Genomic DNA, 20680 nt, shown 5'->3' on the forward strand with positions numbered 1-20680 from the left:
TTGAACACTTCCTTATTACATACAGCTGTACAAAATTTTATTAATATCAATTTAAAAACTGATATTACAAAACTAATTTTAAAAGGAAGTCCTTTTGAGCAAGTTTCAATTCAGGAAATTGCATCACAAATTGAAGCGAAAAAAAAGTGCGAAAAAAAGTTACCAACTTGGTTTCAAACTAAAAACATTTACTTCCCAAACAAGTTAAATATTGAACAAACCTCATCTGAAATAACGGCCAACTACAAATCTAAATTGGTTACAGGAAATTCGTTAATTGATATTACTGGTGGTTTTGGTGTAGATGCTTTTTATTTTTCAAAACATATTAAAAACGTTACACATTGTGAATTAAATACCAATTTACAACAAATAGTAGCGCATAACATAAAAGCGTTACAAATTGAAAACATTAAAACTTTTGCAGGGGACGGCCTAGAATTTCTTAAAAATGAGTCCCAAATTTATAATTGGATTTATGTTGACCCATCTAGAAGAAGCGATACCAAAGAAAGAGTTTTTTTACTAAAGGATTGTTTACCAAATGTGCCTGAAAATTTAGATTTACTTTTTGAAAAATCGGATGCTATTTTATTAAAAATTTCACCAATTTTAGATATTTCAAGCGCAATTCAAGAATTAAAATTTGTAAAAAAAATTCACATTGTAGCTGTAAATAATGACGTAAAAGAGTTATTGTTTATATTAAAAAAAGACTTTTTAGGAAAAATTGAAATTGAAACAATTAATTTTAAAACATCTACAAATCAAAACTTCAACTTTATATTTCAAAGTGAAGCTGTTGCTACTTACGCTGAACCAAAAAAATATATTTATGAACCCAATGCTGCAATTTTAAAAGCAGGTGCATTTAATCAAATATCGCAACAATTAAAAATTGATAAGCTACACCAACATTCTCACCTTTACACGTCTAATAATTTAATTCAATTCCCAGGAAGAAGGTTTAAAATAAAACATTGTATTTCATACGACAAAAAGCTTCTAAAAAAATTAATACCTTCAAAAAAGGCAAATATTACTACAAGAAACTTTCCTGAGACAGTAAATCAAATAAGAAAAAAAACAGGTTTAAAAGAAGGTGGAAACCTGTATTTATTTTTTACAACGAACTCAAAAAATAATCATGTTGTATTGATTTGCGAAAAAGTTTAAAGTTATTTTCTACTGATTTAACCTTTAAACACCTATAAAATACAATAAAATTCTCAAACTTCACCTATATAATTGTACGTAAACTCCGTACAAATAGTACGGGGAATTTCCACTCTTAATTCATACTGTTTTATACTTTTGATTCATCTATTAATCAAATAATCCCCATATAAAATGAAAAAAATTAAATTAATCTTCGGTTTCTTAATGGTAGCAGCTTTTGTTGCAATAACAGTATCTAGCAACACTTCAACAAATGATGAACAAGCTGTTAGAAAAGATCGTGTGATTATTCCTAGACAAGGTTAAAACACCTTTTTACACTGCAACTTAAAAAATATTATTACTCAACACTTTTATAATCTCAACACAAAATGAAAAAAATTAAACTAATCTTCGGTTTCTTAATGGTAGCAGCTTTTGTTGCAATAACTGTATCTAGCTACAATTCTACAAATGATGAACAAGCTGTTAGAAAAGATCGTGTTATTATTCCTAGACAAGGTTAAAACACCTTTTTACACTGCAACTTAAAAAATAATATTTACTCAACACTTTTATAATCTCAACACAAAATGAAAAAAATTAAATTAATCTTCGGTTTCTTAATGGTAGCAGCTTTTGTTGCAATAACAGTATCTAGCCACACTTCAACAAATGATGAACAAGCTGTTAGAAAAGATCGTGTTATTATTCCTAGACAAGGTTAAAACACCTTTTACACTACAACTTAAAAAATATTATTTACTCAACACTTCTATAATTTCAACACAAAATGAAAAAAATTAAATTAATCTTCGGTTTCTTAATGGTAGCAGCTTTTGTTGCAATTTCAGTATCTAGCTACACTTCTACAAATGATGAACAAGCTGTTAGAAAAGATCGTGTTATTATTCCAAGACAAGGTTAAAAACAATTTAATTTAACAGATAAAATGCCCTATTTTTTGGTTAAAAAATCACCACAAAACCAATAAATTGTGGTTTTTTTGTATTTAAATTTATTTTGTCCTTCAGATTATTTTTTATAAATTTAATAATTCTAGCCGCCAAAAAAAACTTAATGAAAAATCAAAAAAGAAGATCATTATTACTAGGTAGCATAATTATACTTTTAATAATTTCAACACCTTACTTTTTATATTTATATAGGGCAATACCTGATGATATAGAGTATTATAAAACATTTTGGGGTTTAGAAATTAAAGGTGGTTATTATGTTTACGTACAATCGTACGTATATACTTTCTTTGGTAAATTTGTTCCTTTTTTACTTTTAATTATTTGGTTTATTACCAATAAACATTGGTGGGTACACGCTTTAATTATTCCAATTTCAGTATACTTATTTCAAATAATAGCTGTAATAAATGATAGTGAATTGTATTATGACGAAATTGAATTTATTTACACCGTTCCTATAGGTGTAATTATTATGGTTGTCTTATATTTTTTAAGAAATAAAATGTCTATTTATATTCATGCGTTAGATCTTAAAAAAGAAATGGATGAAAATATGAAAACTCCTAAAAAATTTAAAAAGTATTAGTTTTTTAATTTATCTCCAAATAGCAACAATAATACAATTGGAGCTCCAAGTAGAAGAACTGTTGTTGTGCTATGCAAAAATATAGAAGGATTTAAAAGTAAAACCAAACCATACCCTCCAATTGCTCCTCCTAAATGTGCAGAATGTCCAATATTTCCAATTTGCTTTTTCATTCCGTAAATTGAATACAATAAATACCCTACACCAAAAACATATCCAGGCAACGGAATTGGTAACGGAAACATAATTAAACTCATATTTGGATTTAATAAAATTGCCGCATAAATAACACCTGCCACTGCTCCAGAAGCACCAACTGCACTATAGTACAATTCATTTTTATGAAAAATAAGTGTAAATAAATTACCCGCTAACAAACTTCCAACATAAATAATTAAAAATTGAATTACACCAAAAGTAAAAATTAGTTGCGGTGCAAAAACGTATAACACGTACATATTTAAAATTAAATGTAAATAATCTACGTGCAAAAAGGCTGAAGAAAAAATCCTTATTTTCTCTCCTCTATTAATTGCGCCAATCTGAAATTTATATTTATCAAAAAACAAGCGATCATTAAATCCTTTCAAAGACATTAAAACATTTGCTATAATTATAAAAAGAAGGGTTTTATCAATATTCATTTTTAAGTTATTTTCAATAAAAAACGAAAGTATGAAAAATTGCTTAAATTAAATTCACTGTAACGTTTTTAAAACAATTAAATACAATTATTTAAAATAGCTTGAATAAACTATTTTGTTATGAATTTCATTTTTATTCATGAATAAAAAATTATCTTGCACCTGATTTTACTAAAAAAATTAATAATCATTTTCATGAATTTATTGATATTTATTTTAACATACCCTCTAATTTGGCTGCTTTCTATTTTACCCTTTAGAATTTTATATATAATTTCTGATGCTATTTATGTTTTACTTTACTATGTTATTGGATACCGAAAAAAAATTGTACTTCAAAATTTACAATTAGCATTCCCTAAAAAAAGTAAGGAGGAATTACTAAACATTCGTAAAAAGTTTTACCACCATTTTGTAGATATTTTCATTGAAATGATTAAAACTTTTACAGCTCCCAAAGAATTAATTTACAAACGCTACACATATACAAATGTAGAGTTATTGCAAAACTTGTACAAAGATGGTAAAAGTTTAATTTTAGTAGGCCCACATTATGCTAATTGGGAATGGATTATGAGTTTAGAACCTTTTGGTAAATACAAAGGTTACGCTGCGTACTCAAAAATCAGCAATAAATACTTCAATAATAAGGTTTTAAAATCTAGAGCTAAATTTGGAACTGTTATGTTACCCACTTCAAAAGTTGTACCTGAAATTGTAAAAAACGAATTAAATAACGTTCAAGCAGCCTATGGTTTATTAAGTGATCAATCTCCTCAACTTAAGAAAACTCATTATTGGAGTACTTTTTTTAATGTAAAAGTTCCTATTCACACAGGTGCTGAAATGTTAGCCAAAAAATACAATATGAACATGGTTTTTATTGAAACAAAAAAAATAAAACGTGGTTATTATGAAACCACATTTAGCCATGTTACAGAGGATACCTCACAAAATTCACCTTACGGACTTACAGATGATTTTTTAAGAAAAGTAGAAAATCATGTATCTAAACAACCTGAATATTACCTGTGGACACATAGACGATTTAAACATAAAGATAAAGCTCCAAAATAAAGGTTTATTTCCAACTAGGCAGCACACATTCTTTAGATAATTGCTTTAAAAGTGGCTGAATACCTTCAACCAAACTTTGTTGCATTATTTTTGAATCTTCTTTATGACATTGTAAACAAGCTCCAACTAACAATAAATCTTGTTGTTCTTTTACATTAAATGGTCTAAAATCTGTTCTTGTAGAATTTACAACTGAAGCATCTACTTTTTTCAAAAAAGGAATCCAAGCATCTTCAGGTAAATTGTCATTAGGGTTTTCAGCATATTCTGCTGTAAATTCCCAAGTTCCAACACCTTTTTCAATAATGTATGCTAAAGTTCCATTTCCATAACCTAAAGTTGCCGAATTTAAATGACAACTTTTACAATCTCGTGCTTTTGAAATTGTAGTATGTGGTGAATTTGGAGCATATAATCTGTGAAATGAAACATCTTCTCCAATCTTTTTATTAGCATAGCTTCCTTTGTCTATTGTTAAAATCATTCCCGGAACCGCAGGTTCAATATGCTTTCCTTCACTGTTTTCTCTAACTCCCATTGCTGGTTGCGATGAAGAAAATTCAGCAACAAACTCTTTCCATTGTCCTTTCCCATATTTTTTATCTAATAAATCAAAAGCTCTAGGCTCATCTTTATCAAATTCGTTATGACAACCAATACAGCGTGAAGTCCAAGAACTATGACATGTTGAACAACTCACATTTTTATGAGCATTGTCTCTTGAGCAAATTTCAGACTGAGGGTTTAAAGGATGTAATTCACCATTTTTTTTACCAATTAAAAAAGCATTTCCAACAGAATCTATAAAGGTATTTACTAAAGGATGTCCTCCTTTTTCAACTGCAATTATTTGCTTATTAGTATGCTTATAATCTCTATGTAAAAAAACCAGCAAACTTTCGGTATCTAAAGAATCGTATAAAATTGTATTTGGTTGTTCTTTAAAATGACAATCTGAACATTGTACCTTCACGGCTTGCTCCTCATGTGTATATTTTTTACCGTCGCCCATAACTTCATGAGACGAATGACAATCAATACACAACAATCCTTTTGTATGGTGTACATCTTCTTCAATATATTTGTACACACGTTTATCTTCAAAAACTGTATAACCTTTGCTATCGCCAATTTCACTTTCGTTTAATAAAGTTTCTTGAAATCCTTCATAATTAGTGGAAATTCTACTAGATCGGCTATGGCAACCAAAACAATGCTCGTTTGTTACAAAAATATTGGTAGCAGGATGATGCGTTGGCAACGTATTTTTTTTTGAAGAAATATAAGTTTTCAAATCATTTTTTGCATCATCAGAATAATTTAAATGGCACGCATTACAACCTCCACCTCTACTTAATTGCGTTATGGGACCAAATCCCTTCTTTTCAGCACCTAAATGGCAATTGGCACATAAATCTCTTAAATGCTTATCTGACGCAGAATTTTTAATCAGTTGAATATGATATTCATGGTTCGGAGAATCAACCTCTCCAAAAATATATTTATCTACAGCTACCAATCCACTATTTGTGGTCATTAACGAATTTTCAATCTTATGCAATTCATTAGGATGGCATTTTCCACAAGTCTCTTTGGCATCATTCAAATTCCCTGGAATTAAAACCATTCCTTTGTGCGATGCATCTTTTTCAATTTCACTTGCATTTCCTAAATGGCAACTAGCGCAACCAATTAAATCTGGATTGTGATAGCTAGAATAACCTTTTGTGTTTTGATGACATTGCAAACAACTCTCTTTTGAAGTGGTATCAAGTGTTGTATAATGCTCTTGTGAAAAAGATAAACCTGTGCTTGTAAAATTCAATTGATATAAAACCAAAAATAATACTCCAATAATTGGCAAAATAAAAATCCAGTTTTTTAAGCGCTTCATAGTTCCATAAATGTATCTACACAAAGTTACAATAATTTAAATGTTACAAGAAATATTCATAAAAAACACAAATAACTGATACCCAAAACCAAAATGAACTTATGTCATATTTGTTACTTTAAAAAAACATATTTTAATAAAGAGTAATGTAACCAATGTTACTGTATTAGTGTAACTTATATGACTTTTATCATACTCTAAACTGCGTTTGGTAAATATCTTTACAATTGAAATAAACAATAAAATTATGACTACTTCAAGAAGAAAATTTATAAAAATTTCTGCTTTAGGTTTAGGAGGTGTAGCAGCTACAACAAGTGCATTAAATATGTTTGGAGCCAATTCATATTTAGATGAACTTGTAAAAGAAAATGTTACTGAAAAGTTAAAAAGAACTGCTACCTATTGCGAAGTTTGTTTTTGGAAGTGCGCAGGTTGGACTTACACAAATGAAGATGGTGCTATCAAAAAAATTATTGGAAATGATAATGATCCACATTGTTACGGTCGCTTATGCCCTAGAGGCACAGGTGGTGTAGGAATGTATAATGATGAAGATCGTTTAAAAACGCCATTAATTAGAACTACTATCAATGGAGAAGAAACTTTTAGAGAAGCTAGTTGGGAAGAAGCTCTAGATTTAATTGCTGAAAAATTTAATGGCATTAAAGAAAAATATGGTGCTGAATCTTTAGGTTTATTAAAACACGGTGCTCCTGGAGCGCATTTAGAACATTTATATAAAGCAATTGGATCTGATACAATTGCTGAACCTGCTTATGCACAATGTAGAGGACCTAGAGAAACAGGTTTTGCATTAACATTTGGGTCTTGGGTGGGATCTCCTGAACCAACAGATATAAGAGACACTAAATGTTTGGTGTTAATTGGTTCACATATTGGAGAAAACATGCACAATACTCAAGTGCAAGAAATGTCAGAAGCAATAGATAACGGAGCTACAATTATTACTGTAGACCCAAGGTTTTCAACTGCCGCAAGTAAATCAACACATTGGTTGGCAATAAAACCAGCAACTGATATTGCTTTAATGTTGGCTTGGATGCATGTTTTAATTGAAGAAAACTTATACGATAAAGAATATGTTGAAAAATATGCTTTAGGTTTTAAAGAGTTGAAAGAACATGTAAGCCAATACACTCCTGAATGGGCGTATGGTGTTACAACAATAAAACCTGAAGAAATTAGAAAAACGGCAAGAGCAATGGCACATGCTTCACCATCAGTAATTGTACATCCTGGTCGTCACGTTACCTGGTATGGTGATGACACACAACGTGCAAGAGCAATGGCTAGTTTAAATGCTTTATTAGGTTCTTGGGGACGAAGAGGTGGTTTCTATTTCAAAGAAAAAATTTCAGTTCCTACTTTCCCACATCCTGCATATCCACACCCAAAATGGGGATGGCACGATATTGGCGAAAAATATCCGTTAGCTCAAATGGGAATTACTACTGAAGTTGTGAAAGCGTCAATCCCAAATCCAGAAAATAAATATCCAGTAAAAGCTTGGTTAGTTGCAGGTACAAATATTACCAAATCAATTCCAAATAAAAAGTTATTACTTGAAGCTATGGATGCTTTAGAATTTATGGTTGTAATTGACACTATGCCAATGGATGTTACTGGTTATGCTGATGTTGTTTTACCTGAATGTACATACTTAGAACGTTATGACGGTATTCGTTCAGCAACAAATAGAGAGCCTTCAATTGCAGTGAGAGTTCCTGCGGTGCCTCCAAAATACGATTCAAAACCAACTTGGTGGATTGCCAAACAAATTGGTGAACGTATGGGTGTTGGAAACTATTTTAATTATGATGATTTTGAAGAAGTAATTGAATGGCAATTGCAAAAAATGGGAACTTCATTAGATGAAATGAAAAAAATAGGTGTTAAAAATTTCCCTCGCACCTCAGGTCCTTTATATTTAGATGAAAATTCAACTTACGAATTTCCTACACAAAGCGGAAAAATTGAATTGTATTCTCAAGAGTTGAAAGATTTAGGCTTTGATCCAATGCCAAATTACACTAAACATCCTGAACCTGAACAAGGATTTTACAGATTAAACTACGGTAGAGCTCCAATGCATACGTTTAGTAGAACCGCAAACAATCCAAATTTAAACGATTTAAAAAGCGAAAATAATCTTTGGGTAAACCCTAAAGTAGCACGTATTCTTGGGTTAAAAACGGGTCAAGAAGTATGGCTAAAAAATCAAGATGATATTATTTCTACGTTTTCTATAAAAGTAAGAGTTACAGAAAGAGTTCGTTGGGATTCTGTATATATGGTTCACGGTTTTGGCCACAATAATAAAAAATTAAGCCGTGCCTTTGGAAAAGGAATAAATGATACACAATTAATTTCAAAAATTGCTGTAGATCCAATTATGGGAGGAACAGGAATGAGAGGAAACTTTGTAGCAATATTAACAGAGAACCCACATAAAAATACTGAGATATGAGATATGCAATGGTTATAGACACATTAAAATGTGTTGGTTGTAGCGACTGCGTTGTTGCTTGTCAAACTGAAAATGATGTACCAATTGGGTACTGTAGAGATTGGATTACTGAAACTGTAAATGGTGCGTATCCAACAATAGAATTAGAACTAAAATCTGAACGTTGCAATCATTGTGAAAATGCGCCTTGTGTACGTTGTTGCCCTACTGGAGCAAGTCATCAATTAGATAACGGTATTGTTTTAGTTACAGGAGATGAATGTATTGGTTGTGGTGCTTGTATTGAGTCATGCCCTTATGACGCTCGTTTTCAACATCCTGATGGTTATGTAGACAAATGTACTTTCTGTCATCACAGATTAGAAAAAGGACAACTTCCTGCTTGTGTATCTGTTTGCCCAACAAAGTGTATGTATTTTGGTGATTTAGACAATCCAAATAGTGAAGTTTCCGAATTATTAAAAAAACGAAAATATAAAACCTTAGCTCCTGAGGCTGGAACTAAACCTCACGTTTATTATTTAATTTAATTTTTAGATTATGCAAGAAGAATTATTTACTAGCGGAAGAAATATTCCGAATATAGATCCTTCATTAGAAATATGGCATTGGCCAATTTCAGTATACTTGTTTTTAGGAGGTTTAGCTGCAGGGTTATTATTTTTTGCGGCTTTAATTACGGTTTTAGGTAAAGATAAAGAGTATCCAACTAGTGTTAAGTATGCATCAATTATTTCTCCAATTGCATTAACTTTAGGGTTATTAGCGTTATTTTATGATTTAACACATAAATTGTATTTCTGGAGACTGTATACAACAATTAGAATTGAATCGCCAATGAGTTGGGGAGCTTGGGTATTATTAATAATTACACCTTTATCATTTTTATGGGTAATTAGTTACTATTCAGAATTATTTCCAAAATGGAAACTTGACATTAAATTATTAGTTGATCTTGAAAACTTCCTGAAAAAGAACAGAAAAAATATAGCAATTGCCTTAATTCCTTTATCTATAGTTTTAGGTATTTATACAGGAATATTATTATCGGCATTTAACGCAAGACCACTTTGGAACAACGCCATATTAGGCCCTTTATTTTTAACATCAGGGCTTTCAACTGGCGCTGCCACAATTATACTTCTAGCAAAAACGGCAAAAGAACGCCATTTATTTAGTAAAATAGATTTAGGATTGGTAATTATTGAGCTAGGCTTAATTGTACATATGCTTATGGGAATGTACGCCGGTTCTGAAGTTCAACTAGAAGCTATGCAATTGTTAATTGGTGGAGAATTTACAATGATGTTCTTTGGGTTTGTAATTCTATTAGGACTTATTGTTCCTGCAATTATGGAAATATTAGAACTTCAAGGGTTTAAAATACCTGTAGCAGTACCTGCACTATTAGTTTTATTAGGAGGTTTAATTCTTCGATTTGTAATGGTTGAAGCTGGTCAAATAACACGTTATCTTTATTAATTAGAATACTATGAATAATTTAGAACAAAACAAACACATCTATTGGAACCCTTATTTTGGAGGTTTTCTCTTAGGACTAATTGTAATTTTTACTTTTTACATTACAGGAAGAGGATTAGGAGCCAGTGGAGCAATGAAAAGTAGTGTTGTAGCGGTTGTAGAGCAAGTTGCACCAACACATGCCGAAAACAACGCCTATTACAGCAAATTTATAAGTGAAGATAAATCGCCTTTAAATACTTGGTTAGTGTTTGAAGTAATAGGTATGCTAATTGGAGGAATGATTTCTGGAGGTTTATCTGGAAGAATTGGTTTAAGAGTACAACATTCACCAAAAATTACAAAACGAAGAAGACTTTACTTTGCTTTAGGTGGAGGAATATTATTTGGAATTGGCGCTCAAATAGGTAGAGGTTGTACAAGTGGAGCTGCATTAAGCGGTATGTCTGTACTATCAACTGGAGGATTTATAATTACAATGGCCATTTTTGGTACTGGTTTTCTTGTTGCGTACTTCTTTAGAAAAAATTGGATTTAACTAAATTAAAAAAAATATTATGGGACCATTAATTCCTAACGGCTTAATTCCTTATGAATGGAATAACATATTTGCAATACTAATAGGTCTTGCATTCGGATTTGTTTTAGAATCTTCAGGATTTTCATCTTCAAGAAAACTTGCAGGTGTATTTTACGGTTATGATTTTGCCGTTTTAAAAGTATTTTTTACTGCAGCAGTTGTTGCAGCAATAGGTTTATATTACTTAGATTTTCTTGGTTATATTAGCGTAAGTTCACTTTATGTGCAACCTACTTATATTTGGGGAGCAATTATTGGAGGAGCCATTATGGGAGTTGGCTTTGTTGCGGCAGGGTTTTGCCCAGGAACAGCACTTACATCTGTTGCTATTGGAAAAATAGATGCAATGGTGTATGTTGTTGGAATTATGATTGGAGTATTTATTTTTGCAGAATTGTATACCATATTTCAACCTTTATACGAAGGATCTTTCCTAGGAAATATAACGTTAGTAGACAGTCTTGGTGTAAATCCGTATTGGTTTATTTTTGCACTTACTATTGGTGCAATTATAGCATTTGCATTATCAGATGTGGTCCAAAGGAGAGTTAAAAAAGTATTTTATTAATAAAACTAAATAAATTATGACAACAAAAAGCGCAGTGTCAAAAAGGTACTTATTTCTTGCCACGCTTCTTATTATATTAGCCGGAGGTTTAGTTTTATTACCTAAATACCAAAAACATGAAGGTATAAAACCAGAGTTATTATTGTCTAATGCAATAAGTCCTGAAAGATATATTTCAACCGATGAATTAGCTGATAGAATTATCAATCAAGATCCTTCAATTTTATTGATTGATGTAAGAGATTCCATTTCATATTTAAAAAACACCATTCCAAATGCTGTAAATATTCCTTTAAAAGATATTTTGAAAGAAGATTATGAAGGCTATTTAAATCAAGATGAATATGATGTAATTTTATTTTCAAATGATAATTTTTATGCAGACGAAGCTTGGATTATTTGCAACAGATTAGATTATCAAAATTTACGCGTTTTAAAAGGTGGAATTAATCGTTGGTTCAATACTATTATAAATCCAACAAAACCAACCGAAAATATGGCCGCTATAAATTTTGAACTGTATTCAACAAGAAAAGCTGCTAGTATGTATTTTGGAGTTGCCTATCCAGAACAAGCCAAAAAACAAGCTGCTCCTGTAAAAGTTACGCCTAAAAAAACGGTAGTACCGGTAAAGAAGAAAAAGAAAATGCCTGCTGAAGGTGGATGTTAGTTTTTAATTAGTTAAAACATTTTTTATGAAAGAATTAGAAAAAACCAAAAGAATATCAATAGCTTCAGTACTATTTATACTTGTAATCCTTATTGGTCTTGTAACTTATAAAAGACCTAAACACGTTTATAGCATTACACCACAAGTTGCTACCGAAAACATTGTTGCTAACAACTTTTTAATTTCATTAGATGAACTTACTAGTGATAATATTGCTATTGTTGATATTAGAAGTCCGTTTGAATTTCAAAAAGGACACCTTGAAAATGCCAAAAACATACCGGCTTCAGAAGTATTAAATGATGATAACATCACATATTTTTATAATTTAAAAGGTAAAAATACCACGGTAGTACTTTATGGAACAAACCCTGATGAAGCTTTGGCTCCTTATATGGTTTTATACCAATTAGGATATAATAATTTAAAAATACTAACTATTGAAAATAGTTACAATCAAAATAAATTAATAACTACAAGTATTGAGTTAGAAAAATCAAATGTAGACATTAAAGCTTTTATAGCTGAGTCTATAAAAAAATCAAATGTAGTTTCTAAGCCCAAACCAGTTATTAAAAAAACACCAAAAAAGGTGATTCCGAAAAAAAAGAAAAAGAAAATGCCAACCGAAGGTGGTTGCTAAAATAAAACTTAAAAAGGCTGTTTTAAAAAACAGCCTTTTTTTGTACAATTACTTTACCTTTCAAATAAATACTTATTCTTTATTCACTAAAAACAAGTTGTATTTTCAATAGAAAAAAGCTCCTTCTTGCTCTCCACTACTCTACACATCAAAATATAAAAATCATACACAACAAATAGTTATTCAGTTATTTACATATGTAACAAAAGTAACTAATAAGAATAATTACATACTACTTATTGTATGATTTATGTCATATTGCGAAATCGTTTTCGTGACTAAATTTACATATAAAGAATACTAAACCTTAAAAACAAACTATATATGAAAAAAGCAACACTATACTTCGTATTATTTTTAGGAATTACAACGTTATTAAGTAGTTTTAAAAGTTCCGAAAATCCAATGGAGAATCCGCCTTCTGAATTTGAATTGCTTGTACAATATTTAGAGTCTAACGGCGATTTTATAAATACAATTGCACCAGCAATTATTACTGCTGATGAAGTAAAAGAAAATTTAAGAAACGACAAATATTTAGTTTTAGATATAAGAAGCGCTGATTGGTTTGAATACGGTCATGTTAAAAAATCAAAAAATGTAAAAGGGCCTGAATTGCTTGATTATTTTGAAAACAAAATTGATGCCTCTGCGTATGATAAAATAACCATTATTTGTTACTCTGGTCAATCAGCTGCATATTACACAAGTTTATTACGCTTATATGGTTATAATAATGTATACAGTTTAAAATGGGGAATGAGCTCTTGGGCTGAAGAATTTGCAACAAATATTTGGATAAAAAATTCAAAAGATGAATTTACAGATCAAATTGAGCATACCGCAAACCCAAAATTAGAAAAAGGCACTACTCCAACATTAAGTACAGGAAAAACAGATGCCAAAGAAATTTTACAAGAACGAATTAAAGAAGCTTTTGCGAAACCTTATAAAGAGTTTATTGTAAAATCTCCTGTTGCTTTTGAAGATCCATCTGCTTATTTTATTGTGAATTATACTTCCGAAGACAGTTATAATACTGGTCATTTAAAAGGCGCTGTTCAATTTCAACCTAAACAATGTTTAGCATCTTCAACAAGTCTTTACAAGCTTCCGTCAGATAAAAAAATATTAGTGAATTGTAATACTGGTTTATCCGCTGCTTATGCTGTTGCCTATTTACATGTTTTAGGTTATGATGTTTACAATTTAGCATATGGATCTAATAGCTATATGAACTCCGCATTAGTTGAAAAAGGGACTAATGGCTGGACTACAAATGAAATTAAAAACTTTCCTGTTGTAGAATAATTAAAACCCAAATAATTACAAACTTAAACAACCAAATCATGAGAAAATTACATTTAATAGTAATCGGGCTTTTATTTGTCCCAACGTTTTTCTTGACCTCCTGTGACCAAGGTGATGAACCTGAAGTTTTAACACCTGCATTCACATTACTAAAAGATCATATGATCAACAACAATTTAGATATTGATAAAATTATTACCAATGCTGATGGAGAAAAGTTTGTGGTAGCTGCTCCAGCTGAAGCAGATTTAGCAGCATTTTTAGATAAATTTTATATAATTGACATTAGAAGTGCAACTGATTTTGCAACTAGCCATATTGAAGGTGCTAAAAATGTAGCCTTTAGTACTATTTTAAATGAAGGTACCAATGCTGGTTCAAAACCCGTTTTAATAGTTTGTTATACTGGACAAACTGCTTGTTATGGAACTGCGCTAATGCGTTTATATGGTTTCTCTCATACAAGAGCTTTAAAATGGGGAATGTCTGGTTGGAATTCAGCAACTGCTGGTTCTTGGAATAAGAATGTGAATGATGTTGCAAAGGATACTCCTAGCTGGAGTTATGAAAAAGAAATTACACCACTTGTTTTAAGTGACCCTACAATTTCAAGTTTATCACAAAGCGGTGAAGCAATTTTAAAAAGTAGAGTTGAGTTAGCCGTACAAGAAGGATTTAAAACAGTTACAAATGCTGATGTGGTTGCCAATCCTAGTGGATATTTTATCAACAATTATTTTAGTGGAACTGACTATATTGGATTTGGACATTTAACTGATGCTTACAGAATTTTACCATTAACATTAGCTGATAATTCATACAAAGGGTTAGATCCAACACCTGGAGCAAAGGTTGTTACTTATTGTTACACCGGTCAAACTTCAGCAGTAGTAACTGCTTGTTTAAGAGTTTTAGGATATGATGCCTATAGTTTAACTTTTGGTATGAATGGTTTATACCACTCAAACAGTGCATGGACTTCAAACCAATGGGGAGTTGGATCTAGTGTTCCAAAAGAATTAACACTTGTAAACTAACTTCTCTATATCCAAACAAATTTAAAAATCAGCCTTAAAAATATTTTAAATTCATTTTTTAAAGGAAAATTAAGGCTTAAAAAAAATCTCACATGAAAACAAAAATAATATACCTATTTGCCATAGTATTTATCCTTAGTAGTACCTCTGTATTTTCTCAAGGATGTGAAGATGATTTACCTCCAACTTCAACAAATGGAGGTGCACCAAAAACAAGTAGTTTAATGTTTTTTGGATATATCCAACCACAATTTGTAGCGCATTTTACTGAACCTTCATCAAACACTTTTAATTTCAAAAGAGCAAGATTTGGTGTAAGAGGTAGAGCAAGTCGAAGTTTCTCTTACTATTTTTCAATTGAATCTAGTGACTTTATTTCTGCAGACGGAAATGTATATTTATTAGATGCATTTGTAACGTATGATAAACACAAATGGGTTAAAGCTTCTATAGGTTCATTTAAACAACCTTTTAGTTTAGAAAACATTACAGCGTGTTATGGTTTAATGACCATTGATAGATCTATTGTTGTAAATCAAATAGTTGCTCCTCAAAGAGATTATGGTTTAATGCTTTTAGGTGGAGATAAAACAACAAAACTTCAATATAGAGTTGCTTTAATGAATGGTAGAGGACTAGGCGTTATTGATAATAACACTAAAAAAGATTTTATTGGAAATTTAGTTTATAAGCCTTTAGATTTTTTAAAAGTTGGAGCTAGTTTTAGATACGGTTATCCAAACAATAATACTCAAGAAAGATCTACATATGGATTTGAATTTTTAGCAGATTATGAAGGTTTTGCTTTACAAGGTGAATTTATTCATGACAATGGAGATTACAACAGAGCTGCAGGTGGTGGTTGTGGTTCAACACCATTAGAATTAGGTGAAAATCGCCAAGGAGCCTACCTAATGCTTTCATATATGTCTAAACTAAAATTACAACCAGTTGTAAAATGGGAATATTTTGACGCGGATACAGATATTAAATATTTAGGGTATCAAGAAATGTTAACCTTAGGTGTTAATTATTTCTTTAATGATAAAACTCGTTTACAAGTAAATTATCAAAATGTAAGCGAAACACCTTCTGTAAAAAACGATGCATTACTATTTCAAATGCAAGTAAAGTTCTAAATGAAAGTACTATTTATTACAAAAAACTTCTAACATTTGTTAGGAGTTTTTTTATGAATATTTGTAACTTTGCTTATACACCGCACTTAGCAAAAAAAATATGACTACAGATAAAGAGGTTTTACGTGAAAAATTAGAGGACTATTATGCTTCTATTTTTGAAAAAGAATTAATTGATGAAATTGTAAATATTGGTATTTTTAGAACCATCCCTAGTCATGAAATATTATTAGATATTGGTGATAAAATGACACACGTTCCATTAATTTTAAATGGAGCTGTTAAAATAATTAGAGAAGATAACCAAGGCGAAGAAATAGCATTATACTATATTGAAAAAGGTGATACTTGTGCCATTTCATTTGTAAACTGTATTCATAGAACTGAAAGCATGTTTAGAGGAATTACAGAAAAAGAAACAGATGGTATTTTTATTCCTGTTGATATAATTGACACTTGGCTTGCTAAATATAAAAGTTGGAGAGAATTTGTAATAGACACTTACCATTTACGCTTAATGGAAATGGTTGAATCTATTGATAGTTTAGCTTTTATGAAATTAGATGATAGACTTCACAAATATTTAATTGATAAAGTAAAAGTTTTAAATACAAATATTTTAATAATTACACATCAAGAAATTGCTGATGATATACATACATCAAGAGTTGTAGTGTCTCGTTTATTAAAGGTGTTAGAAAATGATGGTAAATTAAAAATTAGAAGAAATAGAATTATTTTAGAAGATAATTTTAACTAATAAGAATAACTAGCTCATAAAAAAACTCAGAATTGTAAGTTACAATTCTGAGTTTTTTTATGTTTACTTGGTTCTAAATTAGAATTAATTAGCTTCAAAAAAGCTAAGCAATCATTTCCTTATAATCTAATTCTGAAATAATAGGAATTCCTAAACTTTCAGCTTTAGCTAATTTACTTGGTCCCATATTATCACCGGCAATTACATAAGTAGTTTTTTTAGAAATAGAACTTCCAACTTTTCCACCATTATCTTCTATAGATTTTTTAAGGTCATTTCTATTAAACACAGTAAATACTCCCGAAACAACAAATATTTTCCCTGCAAGAATTTCAGTTTTACCTTCTAATGATTCTTCTGAAACTTCTAATTGAACTCCGTAAGATTTCAACCTATCAACTAATTGAATATTTATTAAGTTAGAAGCAAAATCAATTACACTTTCAGCAATTCTATCTCCAATTTCATCAACAGCTATTAATTGTTCAAAAGTTGCATTCATTAAATTGTCTATAGATTTAAAATGTTTGGCAAGTTTTTTAGCAACCGTTTCCCCTACATAACGAATACCTAATGCAAATAAGACTTTTTCAAACGGAATTTCTTTAGACTTTAGAATTCCTGCAATCATATTTTCTGCAGATTTTTCTGCCATTCTATCTAAAGGAATAATCTGTTCAAATTTCAACTCATACAAATCCGCATAATTATGGATTAAACCATTTTCAAAAAGAAGTTCAATAGTTTCGGTCCCTAAGCCATCAATATTCATTGCTTTTCTACTTATAAAGTGTTGAATTCTAGCAGTTATTTGAGTTGGACAACCATATTCATTTGGACAATAATGTTTTGCGTCACCTTCTTTTCTAACCAATGCCGTATTACAATCAGGGCAATTAGTAGCGTAAACGGTAGAAACAGAATCTTGTGGTCTATTTTCAAAATCAACGCCCACAACCTTTGGTATAATTTCACCTCCTTTTTCAACAAAAACAGTATCTCCTACTCTAATGTCTAATTTTTCAATTTGATCAGCATTATGTAACGATGCTCTTTTTACTGTAGTTCCGGCCAACTGAACTGGATCAAGATTTGCCACAGGCGTAATTGCGCCTGTTCTTCCTACTTGGTATGTTATTTCTTTTAAAATTGTACTTTCTTGTTCAGCTTTAAATTTATAAGCAATTGCCCATCTTGGTGCTTTTGCTGTAAAACCCAACTCTTCTTGTTGCTGTAATGAGTTTACTTTTACTACAATTCCATCTGTCTCATAAGGCAAATCGTGTCTTTTTAAATCCCACTTTTCAATAAATTGAAATACAGCATCAATGCTATCACAAACCTCAATTGCCTTTGGAACTTTAAATCCTAATTTTCGGGCATTCTCTAAGGTTTCAAAATGCGAAGTATTTGGGTTGTTATTAGCAACCACGTGATACAACAAACAATCTAAAGGTCTTTTTGAAACCTCAGCACTATCTTGTAATTTTAAACTTCCACTTGCTGTGTTTCTAGGGTTTCTATACGGATCTTCACCAGCTTCAACACGCTCTTCATTCATTTTATTAAACCCATCTAACGGCAAAATAATTTCTCCTCGTATTTCAAAATTTGGTACAAATGCTTCTTTTAAAACCAACGGAATTGATTTTATAGTTTTAATATTTGCAGTTACTTCATCACCTTGAAATCCGTCACCTCTAGTTACAGCACTTATTAAAATTCCATTTTCGTAAGATAAGTTTATGGAAGCTCCATCGTATTTTAATTCACAAGTATAACTAATTGGCTCATCTCCAATCATTTTTTGAATTCGCTTTTGCCAATCTAACAAATCATCCTTTGAATACGAATTATCTAAAGAATACATTCGGTTTTTATGAGTAACCGTATTAAAGTTCTTTGTAATTTCACCTCCTACTCTTTGAGTAGGCGAATTAGCATCAAAAAATTGAGGATTCTCCTGCTCTAATTTTTCTAACTCTTTTAACTTTAAATCAAAATCATAATCAGAAATAGTAGCTGCATCTAACACATAATAGTTGTAATTATGTGCTCTTAGCTCTTCTCTTAATTCTGTGATTTTTTGTTCTATATTAATACTCATAATTTAAAATAATTCTTGGCTAAAAGTACTCATATTTTTTTTAAAACTCTATGCTAAAAAATAAAGCAAACCAATTTTGTAGAAACTAAAAAAGCCGAAACATATGTTTCGGCTTTTTATAAGTTTAAATAATTCTTTATCTAAAAATATAACGTTCTATTTCTCCATCTAAGTTTAACATTTCAATTCGCAACACATCATTTTTAGATTTGTTTGAAATCATATCAACAACATCATCTACTGTATTAACTTTTTTATTGTTAATGGCCGTAATTACAAAACCTTTTTTTACTCCGTAATATAACAACTCTTGGTTAGTTAAATCTGTAACTTGAACTCCATTTTCAATTTTCAGTTTTTTCAACTCGTTGCTATTTAAGTTTTTTAATTCTAAACCTAAAGATGATACTTTACTCATTTCATTTTTACTTAAAGTCACATTTGTTGTGAATCTTTCACCGCTTCTTAAATAAGTTACATTTACAACATCTCCTGGGCGTTTTGTTCTAATAAACCCAGTTAAATCTGCATATGTAGAAATTTCAACACCATCCATTTTAATAATAATATCATTACTATTTAAGCCTGCTTTTTCTGCTCCAGAACCTTCTGTAACTTCAGAAATATAAAATCCTTCTGTATTTTCAATTTCTAAATTTTCAGCAACTTTACTATTCAATTCTCCACCTCTAACACCTAAAATTGCTTTTTGCACATTTCCAAACTCCATTAAATCTTCAATAACTTTTTTTGCTATGTTTGAAGGCACCGCAAATGAATACCCAACAAATGAACCTGTTTGAGATGTAATTGCCGTATTAATACCAATTAATTCTCCTCGTGTATTTACCAAAGCGCCTCCACTATTTCCTGGGTTTACAGCTGCATCAGTTTGAATAAATGAATCTGTTACATTTCCATTCCCGTGTAAATCACGTCCTTTTGCACTAATAATTCCTGCGGTAACTGTTGAAGTTAAATTATAAGGATTTCCAACTGCTAAAACCCATTCACCAACTTTTACAGCATCTGAATTTCCAAAACTAATATAAGGCAACTCATCTGTCTTCACTTTTAACAAAGCAATATCGTTTGTAGCATCAGCTCCAACTAATTCTGCTTTTAAAACTTTTTTATTATTAAGTGTTACTTCAATTTCTGAAGCACCTTTAACCACATGATTATTGGTTACAATGTATCCGTCAGAAGAAATAATAACTCCACTTCCTGTTCCAACTTGAGAATACTGTTTAGTGCCACTTCCTTGTCCATAGAAAAATTCTCTATAAGGATCTCTTGTTGTTTTGTAAGATGTATTTTTAACGTGCACTACTGTATTCAAAGTTTTTTCAGCAGTTACCGTAAAATCAGTATTTTCAATTGAATTCACCGTATTTAAATAATTCGCCTGAACAGCCTGTGGTTGTTCTATAACTTGCTGTTCAACAACCATTGGAGATTCTTCAATAAATAATTTATACGATCCTAAAGTTAACGCGCCTCCAATTGCAGAGAACAACATTATGCTGAAATATTTTTTCATTTTCATATAT

Annotated in this window: 18 protein-coding genes; 14 read left to right on the plus strand and 4 right to left on the minus strand. The window is 30.6% G+C overall.

Annotated features, from left to right (window positions below; genetic code table 11):
• Together ACFQ5N_RS11485 and ACFQ5N_RS11490 are read left to right on the plus strand one after the other, a co-directional pair.
• Entirely contained in the window at positions 1-1176 is a 1176-nt protein-coding gene (locus ACFQ5N_RS11485; RefSeq protein ID WP_386809647.1) for a THUMP-like domain-containing protein, read from the plus strand.
• A gap of 1062 nt (positions 1177-2238) precedes the next feature.
• Positions 2239-2724, plus strand: a complete 486-nt coding sequence (locus ACFQ5N_RS11490; protein ID WP_386809649.1) for a hypothetical protein — start codon at positions 2239-2241, stop codon at positions 2722-2724.
• Here the strand turns inward: ACFQ5N_RS11490 and ACFQ5N_RS11495 are convergent.
• The gene (locus tag ACFQ5N_RS11495; RefSeq protein ID WP_386809651.1) at positions 2721-3368 is read right to left on the minus strand and encodes a rhomboid family intramembrane serine protease; all 648 of its coding nucleotides are present in this window, start codon (positions 3366-3368) and stop codon (positions 2721-2723) included. The two genes, ACFQ5N_RS11490 and ACFQ5N_RS11495, sit on opposite strands and share 4 nt — an antisense overlap.
• A gap of 195 nt (positions 3369-3563) precedes the next feature.
• Here ACFQ5N_RS11495 and ACFQ5N_RS11500 point away from each other — a divergent pair, with 195 nt between their 5' ends.
• On the plus strand, positions 3564-4445 hold the full coding sequence (locus ACFQ5N_RS11500; RefSeq protein ID WP_386809653.1) for a lysophospholipid acyltransferase family protein: 882 nt from the start codon (positions 3564-3566) through the stop codon (positions 4443-4445).
• Positions 4446-4449: 4 nt separating this feature from the next.
• Here ACFQ5N_RS11500 and ACFQ5N_RS11505 read toward each other — a convergent pair whose 3' ends face one another.
• A complete protein-coding gene (locus ACFQ5N_RS11505; protein ID WP_386809655.1) occupies positions 4450-6339 on the minus strand; it encodes a hypothetical protein in 1890 nt (629 codons plus the stop codon).
• Positions 6340-6586: 247 nt separating this feature from the next.
• Here ACFQ5N_RS11505 and ACFQ5N_RS11510 point away from each other — a divergent pair, with 247 nt between their 5' ends.
• The 11 genes from ACFQ5N_RS11510 to ACFQ5N_RS11560 all read left to right on the plus strand — a co-directional run bounded on the left by ACFQ5N_RS11510 (position 6587) and on the right by ACFQ5N_RS11560 (position 17020).
• On the plus strand, positions 6587-8830 hold the full coding sequence (locus tag ACFQ5N_RS11510; protein ID WP_386809656.1) for a molybdopterin-containing oxidoreductase family protein: 2244 nt from the start codon (positions 6587-6589) through the stop codon (positions 8828-8830).
• Entirely contained in the window at positions 8827-9360 is a 534-nt protein-coding gene (locus tag ACFQ5N_RS11515) for a 4Fe-4S dicluster domain-containing protein (RefSeq protein WP_386809657.1), read from the plus strand. The genes ACFQ5N_RS11510 and ACFQ5N_RS11515 overlap by 4 nt, the downstream gene beginning before the upstream one ends.
• Before the next feature lie 10 nt (positions 9361-9370).
• Positions 9371-10312, plus strand: coding sequence for an NrfD/PsrC family molybdoenzyme membrane anchor subunit (nrfD, locus tag ACFQ5N_RS11520; RefSeq protein ID WP_386809658.1), 942 nt, complete (start codon positions 9371-9373; stop codon positions 10310-10312).
• 10 nt (positions 10313-10322) lie between these two features.
• Positions 10323-10850, plus strand: a complete 528-nt coding sequence (locus ACFQ5N_RS11525) for a YeeE/YedE thiosulfate transporter family protein (RefSeq protein WP_386809659.1) — start codon at positions 10323-10325, stop codon at positions 10848-10850.
• Between the two features lie 19 nt (positions 10851-10869).
• Positions 10870-11460 (plus strand): DUF6691 family protein, encoded by a 591-nt coding sequence (locus tag ACFQ5N_RS11530; RefSeq protein WP_386809661.1) that lies wholly within the window; start codon positions 10870-10872, stop codon positions 11458-11460.
• 16 nt (positions 11461-11476) lie between these two features.
• A complete protein-coding gene (locus ACFQ5N_RS11535; protein WP_386809662.1) occupies positions 11477-12130 on the plus strand; it encodes a rhodanese-like domain-containing protein in 654 nt (217 codons plus the stop codon).
• Positions 12131-12155: 25 nt separating this feature from the next.
• Positions 12156-12773: a rhodanese-like domain-containing protein gene (locus ACFQ5N_RS11540; RefSeq protein WP_386809663.1), complete on the plus strand. Its 618-nt coding sequence runs from the start codon at positions 12156-12158 to the stop codon at positions 12771-12773.
• Positions 12774-13097: 324 nt separating this feature from the next.
• Complete coding sequence (locus ACFQ5N_RS11545) at positions 13098-14084, plus strand: rhodanese-like domain-containing protein (protein ID WP_386809664.1); 987 nt, start codon at positions 13098-13100, stop codon at positions 14082-14084.
• A gap of 38 nt (positions 14085-14122) precedes the next feature.
• Positions 14123-15121, plus strand: a complete 999-nt coding sequence (locus ACFQ5N_RS11550; RefSeq protein WP_386809665.1) for a rhodanese-like domain-containing protein — start codon at positions 14123-14125, stop codon at positions 15119-15121.
• Between the two features lie 92 nt (positions 15122-15213).
• Positions 15214-16260 carry a porin gene (locus ACFQ5N_RS11555; protein WP_386809666.1) on the plus strand — a complete coding sequence of 349 codons (1047 nt, stop codon included), beginning with the start codon at positions 15214-15216 and terminating at the stop codon, positions 16258-16260.
• Positions 16261-16360: 100 nt separating this feature from the next.
• The gene (locus tag ACFQ5N_RS11560; RefSeq protein ID WP_386809668.1) at positions 16361-17020 is read left to right on the plus strand and encodes a Crp/Fnr family transcriptional regulator; all 660 of its coding nucleotides are present in this window, start codon (positions 16361-16363) and stop codon (positions 17018-17020) included.
• Between the two features lie 103 nt (positions 17021-17123).
• Here ACFQ5N_RS11560 and ligA read toward each other — a convergent pair whose 3' ends face one another.
• Together ligA and ACFQ5N_RS11570 are read right to left on the minus strand one after the other, a co-directional pair.
• Positions 17124-19127 carry an NAD-dependent DNA ligase LigA gene (gene ligA, locus ACFQ5N_RS11565; RefSeq protein ID WP_386809669.1) on the minus strand — a complete coding sequence of 668 codons (2004 nt, stop codon included), beginning with the start codon at positions 19125-19127 and terminating at the stop codon, positions 17124-17126.
• Between the two features lie 136 nt (positions 19128-19263).
• Complete coding sequence (locus ACFQ5N_RS11570; protein ID WP_386809671.1) at positions 19264-20670, minus strand: Do family serine endopeptidase; 1407 nt, start codon at positions 20668-20670, stop codon at positions 19264-19266.
• Between the last annotated feature and the right edge of the window lie 10 nt (positions 20671-20680).

This window comes from Lutibacter holmesii, from assembly GCF_042679665.1.
GTDB lineage: Bacteria > Bacteroidota > Bacteroidia > Flavobacteriales > Flavobacteriaceae > Lutibacter > Lutibacter holmesii.